The sequence below is a fragment of the Paenibacillus sinopodophylli genome, assembly GCF_005930355.1.
GTDB lineage: Bacteria > Bacillota > Bacilli > Paenibacillales > Paenibacillaceae > Pristimantibacillus > Pristimantibacillus sinopodophylli.
The window spans coordinates 81633-92315 of record NZ_VDBO01000005.1 but is presented as its reverse complement, the minus strand read 5'-3'; the positions used below and the strand labels follow the sequence as shown (position 1 = coordinate 92315).

10 protein-coding genes are annotated in these 10683 nt (G+C 46.0%); 2 read left to right on the top strand and 8 right to left on the bottom strand.

The features are described 5' to 3' along the window. Positions 1-172: 172 nt before the first annotated feature. A complete protein-coding gene (locus FGT79_RS19480) occupies positions 173-1060 on the bottom strand; it encodes a LysR family transcriptional regulator (protein ID WP_138754504.1) in 888 nt (295 codons plus the stop codon). Positions 1061-1179: 119 nt separating this feature from the next. Between FGT79_RS19480 and FGT79_RS19475 the strand changes: the two genes are divergently transcribed. Continuing rightward, on the top strand, positions 1180-2211 hold the full coding sequence (locus FGT79_RS19475) for an acrylyl-CoA reductase family protein (protein WP_138754503.1): 1032 nt from the start codon (positions 1180-1182) through the stop codon (positions 2209-2211). Between the two features lie 141 nt (positions 2212-2352). On the opposite strand, the gene FGT79_RS19470 is transcribed toward FGT79_RS19475, so the two are convergent. From FGT79_RS19470 to FGT79_RS19445, 6 genes are all read right to left on the bottom strand, one after another. Then, positions 2353-3108: a DUF975 family protein gene (locus tag FGT79_RS19470; RefSeq protein WP_138754502.1), complete on the bottom strand. Its 756-nt coding sequence runs from the start codon at positions 3106-3108 to the stop codon at positions 2353-2355. Between the two features lie 106 nt (positions 3109-3214). Then, complete coding sequence (locus FGT79_RS19465) at positions 3215-4822, bottom strand: hypothetical protein (RefSeq protein ID WP_138754501.1); 1608 nt, start codon at positions 4820-4822, stop codon at positions 3215-3217. After that, positions 4806-5522 carry an ABC transporter ATP-binding protein gene (locus tag FGT79_RS19460; protein ID WP_138754500.1) on the bottom strand — a complete coding sequence of 239 codons (717 nt, stop codon included), beginning with the start codon at positions 5520-5522 and terminating at the stop codon, positions 4806-4808. The genes FGT79_RS19465 and FGT79_RS19460 overlap by 17 nt, the downstream gene beginning before the upstream one ends. A 192-nt stretch (positions 5523-5714) precedes the next feature. Continuing rightward, entirely contained in the window at positions 5715-6143 is a 429-nt protein-coding gene (locus FGT79_RS19455; protein WP_138754499.1) for a hypothetical protein, read from the bottom strand. Between the two features lie 218 nt (positions 6144-6361). Then, entirely contained in the window at positions 6362-7348 is a 987-nt protein-coding gene (locus FGT79_RS19450) for a BtrH N-terminal domain-containing protein (protein WP_138754498.1), read from the bottom strand. Next, positions 7332-7904 (bottom strand): helix-turn-helix transcriptional regulator, encoded by a 573-nt coding sequence (locus FGT79_RS19445; protein WP_138754497.1) that lies wholly within the window; start codon positions 7902-7904, stop codon positions 7332-7334. Before FGT79_RS19445 ends, FGT79_RS19450 begins: the two co-directional genes overlap by 17 nt. A 191-nt stretch (positions 7905-8095) precedes the next feature. On the opposite strand from FGT79_RS19445, the gene FGT79_RS19440 reads away from it, so the two are divergent. Next, positions 8096-9226 (top strand): family 43 glycosylhydrolase, encoded by a 1131-nt coding sequence (locus tag FGT79_RS19440; RefSeq protein ID WP_171056334.1) that lies wholly within the window; start codon positions 8096-8098, stop codon positions 9224-9226. 162 nt (positions 9227-9388) lie between these two features. Here FGT79_RS19440 and FGT79_RS19435 read toward each other — a convergent pair whose 3' ends face one another. Further along, on the bottom strand, positions 9389-10648 hold the full coding sequence (locus FGT79_RS19435; protein ID WP_138754496.1) for an MFS transporter: 1260 nt from the start codon (positions 10646-10648) through the stop codon (positions 9389-9391). Between the last annotated feature and the right edge of the window lie 35 nt (positions 10649-10683).

Here is a 10683-nt window from a genome sequence, read left to right as displayed (position 1 = left end):
ATTAAACCGTATAACAGGATTTTCACATAGTAATGTCATCAAAGTGTTACTGAATTACGAAGTAATTATTAACGGAACTCTCACAGTATGAAATCGGCAGATAAGCCTAGCGGTAACTGAGGAAAGTGGAAAGCCGCGGATTTTCGTTTTTGGTCCCTAAACCTGACCTGATTTACTCCGAAGCTCTGGGGTACCTCTCTTGAACAAAAGCTAGGAAAACCTCGGATGCCGGAGTCAGTTTTCTATCTTTCTTCCACACAAGTCCGACCGTAAGCTCGCTTACAGGATCGCTCACTTTAACCCAAGCCATCGGATAATGGCGGATGCCCAACGTCTTCGGCAACAATGAGATTCCGAAACCTGCGGATACTAATCCGGCAACCATATCTAACTCATCCGCACGATAAACGGTGTTCGGTTCGACTCCAGAACGGGTCAGTAGTTCCTCAACCGTATAGCTTAACGCGCAAGAAGGCTTTAACCCTACATAAGGCTCCCTGTGGAGCTCTTCTAAGCGAATACTCTTCCTGTTCGCCCAAGCGTGATGAAGAGGCATGGCCAGATACAGTTCCGATTTTCCGATTAAATGCCAATGGAAATTTTCGTTAACCGATTCCCAAGTCGTTATTCCAAAATCGCAGCTATTGTTGGAAATTTGTAAGACCAACTCATCTGTGGTGCATTGATTCAGTTCGAAGCGAATATCCGCATATCGCTCACGGAACGCACCAAGCATAGTGGGAAAGAGCTCAGCACCAAGGATATGGGGGAAACAAAGAGAGAGGATTCCTGACCATGGATTGATTTGGTCCGCGATTTCTTGTTTGGCCTTCTCAATCTCTCTCAAAGCGGTCTGTGATCGCTCCAAGAAAATCTCTCCATAGCGATTTAATACTAGGTTGCGTCCTCGGCGTTCGAACAACTCCACGCCGATTTCTTTCTCCAGCGTAGCGATGGAACGACTTAATGCAGGCTGTGTGACAGACAGTTCTTTGGCCGCATTCGTCATATGCTGTAACTTCGCTACCTCGATGAAGTATTCTATCTGTTGCCATTCCACGGGATCGTCCACCTCTTAGATAACAAAATATCATGAATTAAATAAGAATTATAAATTAGACAAATGGATAAGGCAAGGATAGGATTACAGGTATAACGACTTGAGAGGAGACAACTAGAATGGGAACTTATCGAGCACTGACAGTGGACTGGCAAGGATCGAGCTTGAGGACGGATATTGTGGAATATGCCATGGACGATCTACCAAAAGGAGAGGTAACAATCCGGGTAGCTTATTCCGGCGTTAATTACAAAGATGGACTAAGTACGATACCGGGAACCGGAATCGTCAGTCAGTATCCACACATTCCCGGTATTGATCTGGCCGGCACCGTGATCGCTTCGTCTGACCCGTCGATAAATGAAGGAGATGAAGTGCTCATTACCGGATACGGACTTGGGGCGTCACATCCCGGAGGGTTTAGTGAGTTCGCGCGTGTCCCTGCGGCATGGGTCGTGCCTATGCCGTTCGGTCTGAATGCGAAGGCCGCAATGGCTATCGGAACAGCCGGATTCACGGCCGCGTTATCGGTGCACCGTATGGAGGAGAACGGACTGAAGCCGGGTCAAGGTCCCGTCTTGGTGAGCGGTGCCACCGGAGGCGTTGGAAGCTGGGCAGTGTCAATGCTGGCGAAATCAGGCTACGAGGTGACGGCTAGCACCCGCAAGAGCTCCGAAAGCGAATATTTAATGAATATCGGCGCACGGGAAACGATTTCACCCTCGGAGCTGGAGGTGCCGGAATCCAAGTCCCTTTACCGAGAGCGTTGGGCCGGAGCCGTCGATCCGGTAGGTGGAACGTCCCTGACTCACGTCTTGAAATCAGTCCGATACGGCGGCACCGTCGCGCTTAGCGGCTTCACTGGAGGAGCGGAACTGGCTACCTCGGTTTACCCATTTATTCTGCGTGGCGTTAACCTGCTCGGAATCGATTCGGTCTTATGCCCGATGGACGTTAGACGCGCGGTTTGGAACCGGATCGCCACCGAATGGAAGCCGGATGAAGCTCTGCTGGACTCTATCGTGCATGAGATTTCACTGTCCGATCTTCCCGCCGCGATTTCTCAAATCATGCAAGGGCGCATGCGTGGACGCTCCGTCGTTGCGCTGAATACTTCCCCGAGCAGATATGGGACGCCGTTAGAGACGTAGGGCATTCCATCTTCGACTCGCCCCAAGCTACACAGAAATAACCGAATAAAACGCAACGGCAGCCTGTCAGAAGACAGGCTGCCGTTTCCATTAAACGAAGGATAGAACAGGCTAATGTATTAGCAGTGACAAAATAACTTGTTAAGCAATAGGTGTCTGATTCAGCCGCAGCTCATCTTCGGTTGTCAGACCTTCCTTCAGCGCCAGTTGACGCAGCTTCAGGTAAAGCTCCGCCTTCGTCGCATTCACATATGGCAATACAAATAGAACGCCGACGAAAAATACCAACATCCCTAGCAGAATCCAGCCGAGAAAGCTTAGATCAAGCACAAATATGCGGAATTTATGCCCCCGTGTCATTTGCTTGCTTAAATCGACCGCGCGCCTATAGCCAATGTTAGGGTTATCCGCCAGTATAAACGGCACCATGCTGTATGCGTACGACTTCACAATTCCAGGAATAAAAAGGAGCAGAAACCATAAGAAGTTCAGAAAAATTCTCCATACCATCGCCTTCACGATATCCCAATATCTGTGCTTGCTAAACGCATAGCCAATATGGTTTAGATTCACCTCATGTTCCGCAGCTTGCTTGAAGTAACGCATCGTACCGGCCTCAAGAGGAGACAAGAGAAAAACTCGAAAGGCAATGGCTAACAAAAAGACAATAATGAAAATAATGATAAAGACAGGAATGAAAGGTGCGATAGCCTCCCAATCCACCTCTAATCCGGAGGAGCCTTGAGCACCTGAAGAACCAAATGATCCAAAATTAAAGCTTGGAGGACTGCCCCCTCCACTAACAAACACCAGTATGATGCTCACCAAAAACGCCTTCCAATACGATGTTCGCAGTACCTCCTTCGCTCTTTGTTTCAATTCTTTACGTTCCCACATCGTGATCCCTCTTTCCTTCATGCTTTGTAGTTCATCTCATAATAGTTTCCATAGCTAATATAGTATGACAAGCTATGAATCATTCATGGAATTTCAACTTCAACCGTTATTTCACCCGGAACGTTCTCGACCCGTACTTCTTTACTAGAACAATAGAAACTAACACATAGACTAGAGCTGCAGCAACCGTAATAACCGTGAATGAATCGGCTTGCGGCCTCAGCACAATACTAACTCCACTCATAGAAGACACGGCCATGCTTAGGACAAAATATAGTGGATTTTTCATATTAAGTTCGGTCGAATACGGTTGAAGAATATAATACATAAACAAATGATGTACGGTATAGAAGATGGCCATTGCAATCACACATATCCAAAATAAAAGCAGCTCTCTGCTCAGCCACTCTCCTCCCGCTGCAGCTGTAACAGCTGTCAATGACACTCCAAGAGCCGCGGCAACTAGCAGGTTCAAGCTCAGCATTCGCCTAAGTCGAATCAGAAAGTGTTGATAGGCTGCGCTGCGATAGAAGCTATACCTCATCAGACTAAGATCGCAGTTGTAGAACATCGCTTTGCATAGATTCTCACCTGTCGACATGAAATACATAATTAGCGGCAAGAACGGGAAGATCATACCCAAACTCCATTGCATCCCAAACAGCTGCCCATGAGAAAGAAGCATTAGAATGACACCAGCCACTCCAACAGCACCGATGATCATTAACCGCTTATTCATAGGACCAATGATCAGACTTCTATGTCTGATGAAGAAAATGGCGTTCAGATAGGCATGTCCTTCTTTCCTTTCCATCTTATGCTTATGATTCAGGCTTAAGTCATTATCGCTATCCTTCGACCTCACGCTCTTCTTCTGCGCATCATTCATCATTTGGCCTAGATTCAGCAGAGGATCATCCCGTTTACTGGCGACATCGACAGTTTCTCTATATTTGGAATATCGGGCAAGCTGTATCGCTGCGAATAAACCTCCTGCTATTATAACGATGCAGACAGGCAGACTCATAAGAATCGAATTCGTGGACAGAACCTTGCCAAGCAGAAGCGGCAAATACGCAGCAGCATATCCAATGATTATAACGCTCCATACGATTGCAGTTTGTTTGATGAGTACCATGCCGGTTTTCTCAAAAAGCTTAAGATGTCCATACTCTGCAATAATTCGCCACAGCGTAATTAATAACGTTAATAGAAACATTTCTAAGACGGAGGCTCCAAGCAGAGTCCCGAAAACAAGCATAGCAGGGAGCAAATAGACCCCAAAAGTAACATATCGATAGCCGAGCGATGCCTGCATATATCTCTTAGGAGACAACCTCATCATCTTGACAGCCAAGTATTTCTCCCGCTTCGGTTCAAGTACAGTCGCACCGCTGACGGCCGCGACCACAAAGCTGATCATGGTGAACATATGTATAAACTGCGATAGCCGATACTCCTCTGCCGCATCCTCTCCCAATCCCATTACGGGAATGAAAATAAGTAATCCGACATAAACAAATCGCAGTAGAAATCCCCATAGCTGAGTGAGCAGCAGCGCAATAATAGCGACGCCCTTTTTAAGATCCAAATTAGCATAGAGACTGTTCTTTACTAGCTTTCCGATAATAGGCAGCTTCTGAATGTAATAGATGAGCAGATTCGCTGTGATCGATGTACGAAGAGCCAGCAGTGTACTAATGGTTCTCAGCATGCGTCTCATCCTTCAGCAGGTTAATGACGGATTGCTCGAACTCCGTGCTATGCAGCAGCTCTGATGGTACGGCTGACAGCTTACCTTTGTTCAATACAACTAACTCATCACATAGATCGGAAGCTAATTGCAAAATATGTGTGGAGAAAATGAGAATATGATCCCTCTTCATTTCTTTCAGCATGTTCTTCATCTCCAGAGCAACAATAACATCGAAGGAGGTGAGCGGTTCATCGAGCAGAATGACCGGCGGCTTCGTGATGAGAAATAGCAGCATCTGCAGTTTATTCTTCATCCCATGCGAGTAGCCTTTAATCAATCGGTGGCGATCCTCTGCTGTCATGCTCATCATGTCAAAATACTCGTCAATCGTCTGCTCCATCCGCACCTTATCCCGATTGATATCCATAAAAAACTTCACGAATTCGAAGCCCGTCAGGAACTCTGGCAGAATCGGAAGTGAATACACATACCCAACATCCTGCTCGCTTATTTTCCGTGTGCGGCCATTCTCCTCCAGCAGCACCTGCCCGCCATCCATATCCTTCTCTCCACTCAAGCAGTCGAACAGCGTCGTCTTGCCTGCTCCGTTACGGCCTAGCAGCCCATAGATCTTCCCCTTCTCAAAGGTAAAGCCTGCTCCTTGAAGCACCTGTTTATCCTCAAACTGCTTGACGATATTCTCTAAGATCAAACGCAATTGCTGCTCCTCCGTTCGTTTCGTAATGGTAATCCCCTAATTTTATACGAAAATGGAAATGAAAAGTCTCACATCACGCACTCTTGTCATTCTAGATCACCTCTGCTATGTATTTACGCTGCTTTGATCTAAGACTGAACAAGCCCAGTCGACGACTATCAAACGCCGAGAGGGCTGTCCCATTTAAGAAACCTATCTTTTTTTGCATTTCCAAGACTGTTTTCCACTCTGTTTTCGATTCTGTTTCCAGTTCTGTTTCCCAGTCTGTTTCGAGCACCGCTTTCGATTCTGTTTGACGCCAACCTCCACGGCCGTTATCGAAAGCAGTTTGATATACGTTATGATGCCTTTTACATTTAGAATGACGCTGCCCTCTGAAATGCCCATATAGATGCCTACATGCGATGTCCCATCGAAATGGATACGAATATTAGCTGTCCCTACACCAATGTTGAGAAGAATGTTCAGGACACTGCTGTTTTTGCTGCCAGTATTACTGCCGCAGCTTTTATTTCCTCCACTACTGTAGCCTCCGCTTCTATCCCCATGACTTCGGTTCTTGGAGCCTTTGTTGCCTGAGCTTCGTTTTCCTCCGCACTTACTTCCCCCTTTTCCCGACATTCCTATCATCTCCTTCATATGATTTAGTAGATTCACTGCTATCATATGGAGATTAATAGATTTTGGTGTGTCATTTCGCCTGGTAATAGACTCTATAGAACACAGCTTTCCTTGGCTTCATTAAGATCAGAACAGAATTAATGACATCCAATGCGAAGATCACACAGTTGATACCCGATACCACCGACAATAAGATAAACGGCGTCCATTCGCCAAAGTTAAAGGCTCCCTATCCATTCCATTGCCACTCGTTCTCTCTCCGCAATGTCGGCCAACAACTCGGATGCACGCCTTAACTCCTGTTGATTGCCCGTTCTTCCTGCATGATCAATTGACGCAGACACACTGCTCCACATCGGCGCGATCTCCACAAACCTAAAATATGCCTGCTCTAATTTAGAATCGCTGAACAAATCAAGGCACTCTTTCAGAAAATCTCGATACAGGTTTCGAAACAAAGCACCGCCGGTTCCGGCTCTTTCCATTAATAAAGAGGTCAAACACAGATCTTTCTCTAAATCTTTGCTCCTGGAAGGCCAATTCACAATCTCAGCGCTCATTTTTTTGATCCCTTTGTTTCCTATATTGCGGATGGGCGGATTTAAATAGTCATGCGCATTATTGATAAGGGATGACCGTATAACGGGTACAAGTGATGGGAGGGTTTCTGTTTGCTCGATCACAAAGGAGAGATTTTTGGAGCTCATAGCTCCCTTTGCGTTTCTAGCCGCAGCCAAATTCGACAATCGCGCTTTTACAAGACCGCCTTGTTGGTTTGTATCTGACATATAGGCGTATTCATCATCCATTCCGTATATCACTGCATAGTGCGCTGCAAAATGTATTTTGTTCGTAAAATAATCCAAATAATACGAATCTAATTTAAGTCCTACAGGCTTCCCCTGCTCGATACGGTTCCGTACGTTGTGCATCGCTTTTGTGACAGATGAGGTTTCTTGCACAGTCATCGTCAAATTAAGCCGAGATGCTATGCAAGCAGACAATTCATCCGGCTTTACTCTGCCTCCAATGAAAGGAAAGTCCATCCCCTTCGAATCCCAATAAATGAACCCAAGGCCTTGTCCAATACCGAATAACATCGGCTCCGATAATTGAATCCCTTCATGCTGCAAGAGATTGCCCATCGCTGTAGTCTCGCAATGTTCTCCCTTAAAAGGAGTGAAATTTTCAATAACCATGGTCATGTCTCTCCATTTCCTTTGTTAATTCACTAATCAGTTCTGCAACAAATGTCTGTTCATGCCGGATAAGACTCATCGGGTGAAGAAAAAGAGCCCTAACATGCAACGGCAATCGATCACCGCCTTGGGATTCATATTTCTCGTATATGCTTCTCAATGTCTCCTCCAGAAAGTCATTCCGTTTTCCCAAAGCTGCTGCAGCTTCATGTTTTCCTATAAAAGGAAGCGCCCCGACTCCAAGATCGAAACGGTTATCCCTCTCCCGCGTAGTGGATAGGCTTATGATGATTTCATTTCTTAATGTTTCTAAACCCGCTTCCATCAGAACATACATGGAGGGGGAGGGTCCTTTACCTGTCTTATGACCTGCATCTTCGGATCGGATCAGTTGTTTCTCTTTCAGTTTCTGCAATCCGGAGTAAATAGAAGTCGTGCCTATATTTGCCCATTCCCTATAACCTCTAAGCTCTATTAACTTATTGATTTGATACCCTGATGCTTGTTTGGATTCTGCAATAATATGCAGCAACATAAATTCCACGTTAGATAGACGATTCATTATTAATCACTCCTTATATTCCACACATGTAATATTACATTAGAGAACTATAAAATCAATGATTTATTTCCATCTTGAGTAGTGTGAAAATGAACCTAATCTCCAGTTGGCGGATTTGCCCGCATCTTTTATAATGAAACGAAGCCGCTGCACGCGGAATGATATATAAGCAACAAAGGAGATGAAGCAGCTTGTCCACCACTTCAACTGTAGAAATATATCTATCTACTGCCATCGGCAGTCATCCTAACCTTCCTGCAACGATCGATACGGGAGATGGGGAGCATACACCAGTTAACTGGGAGCAGATCAAGACCGAACAATACGACAAACCAGATATATTCGTCGTACAGGGAGTACTGGCCGGGGGAGAATATCCAAACCCGCTTATTTTGAACCGTGCTGACCCCTACATCATCAAGCACACAGACGGTTATTATTACTTCACAGGCTCCGTACCTGAATATGACCGAATCGTGCTGCGTAGATCGCAAACGCTTTCAGGACTTGCCACTGCAATAGAAACCGTCATTTGGACCAAGCATGCTGCCGGGGAGATGGGCAACCATATATGGGCGCCGGAGCTGCATTATATCGAAGGACAGTGGTACATCTACTTTGCAGCCGGAACAGCTGAAGACAAATGGGCAATTCGTCAGTATGTACTGGAATGTGGAGCAGATAATCCATGCACAGGGGAATGGCTTGAAAGAGGCAAAATCGTTATGAATTTCGAGAGTTTCACGCTGGACGCCACCACTTTCGAAGTAAACGGCATTCGTTACTTGGCTTGGGCACAGATCGATGAGGTATCGGGCCTCTACATCGCACGCATGAGCAATCCTTGGACGATTGAAGGCGAGCAAGTCCTTATCGCGTCTCCAGTGCTTGAATGGGAGCAGCAAGGCCATAAAGTAAATGAAGGACCCGCTGTGCTTGTGCGGAACGGCCGCGTGTTCATGACCTATTCAGCAAGCGCAACCGATGATCGATATTGTATGGGCTTGCTCACCGCATCAGCGACCAGCGATCTGCTGAATTCTGAATCATGGACCAAATCCCCAGTGCCCCTGTTCAGCAGCCATCCGGCAGCCTGCGAGTACGGCCCTGGCCATAATAGCTTTACCCGTGATGAAGCTGGAGAAGGTGATATACTCGTCTATCATGCGCGCTCTTATAAGGAAATCGATGGCGAGCCGCTGTATGATCCCAATCGACATACACGTATCCAGCGTATGGACTGGAATGAAGATGGTACGCCTAATCTCGGCTTACCTGGTCAGCATGGCAGATATGTTGCTTGCGTCGTTACAGTCGAATAAGCTTGATGAGCTATTGAGGGTGAAAGATTATTATAGAAAAAGGGCGAACAGGATTGTATCCCGTCGCCCTTCTTAAAGTTAAATCTATCTGCGATTGGGTAAGCGGGATATATGCTCGCGCTGTCCCCCTATGCTCCCCGCCTTACTGTCACCGTACCTCGTTCACTTCTGCTCTTGTGAAGCATCCTTGGTTGCCGGCATTCCCGCTTCAACCAAACGTTTATTGCGAATAAAGACAATGGAGAGGATGACCATGAACAAGCCAGTCCCGATGAGAAGTCCTTCAATCTTAACCACATCCGAAAGCGGACCAAATATAAGCATCCCGATTGGCATCATTGAAGTCGATATCATACCGAATACACCGAATATACGCCCCATGTAATCGGGGTCCACCTTCTCTTGCAGCAAGACAGTCGTTGGTGTATTAAAGATGGGCACAGCCACGCCGAATACAGCCATCGCAGCTAAGTAAATCCAGAATAGCGGAGCAATCCCTAGAATGATCGTACAAACGCCCATAATCAAGTTAGCGATGGTCATCGTATATACTTTATTACGGAAGCCGCCCCATGATGCGATAAAGGCTCCACCAAGCATCATCCCGATTGAGAAAGCAATTTCAATAGCGGTCAATCGCCAATAATCATCTCCGAAGCTGCGTGTCACCTGCAAAGGTGTTAGAAAGGCAGCCGGCGCCATCAACACGAAGAAGAAGGCGAAAAATATAAAAAAGGTTTTGAGAAAGCTGTGATTTTTAATATAGCTTAAACCTTGTTTGAAATCCTCCAAATAGCTGGTTGTTTGCGTATCAGACGCCTTTTTATGCAACGGTATTTTCAGAAAGACCAATAGTGTAAAGATTGCTATCGCCGCTGTTACGACATCGATAAAGAAAATGGCTTCAATGGTTGCCATGGTAAGCAGCGTCGCACTTACAATCGGCGCAACAAACATCATGAGCGCTTGAAGGCTTCCGTTTATTCCATTTACTTTCGTAAGCTTATCCTCTGGCACGATTTGAGGCAATATTGCCCCAACTGCCGGCGCCTGAATACCCGCTCCAAGCGCGCGGACAGCAGCAATGACAAACAATAGCCAAATCTCGTTGTAGCCAAGTAAAAACGTGATCGCGAGAAGCAGTGTCGCAATAGCAATCATAGCATCTGCTATCCATATAAGATGTTTCCGATTGAAACGGTCCGCCCACACACCTGCAAATGGCGATAATAGAAAGGTTGGAATAAACCCGCAGACAATAAATAACGTCATCATCATGCCTGATTTTGTAGTCAGCGTAATGTACCACATAATAGCATATTGAACGAGTGAGGAACCGAATAACGATAAGGTCTGACTACTCAAAAAGATAATAATATCCCGTTTCCAATGTTTTTTTTGATGCTCATCGGTTGGTGTCATTATGTCTGCCTTGCTCCTTTCTGTGTTGTAGCATT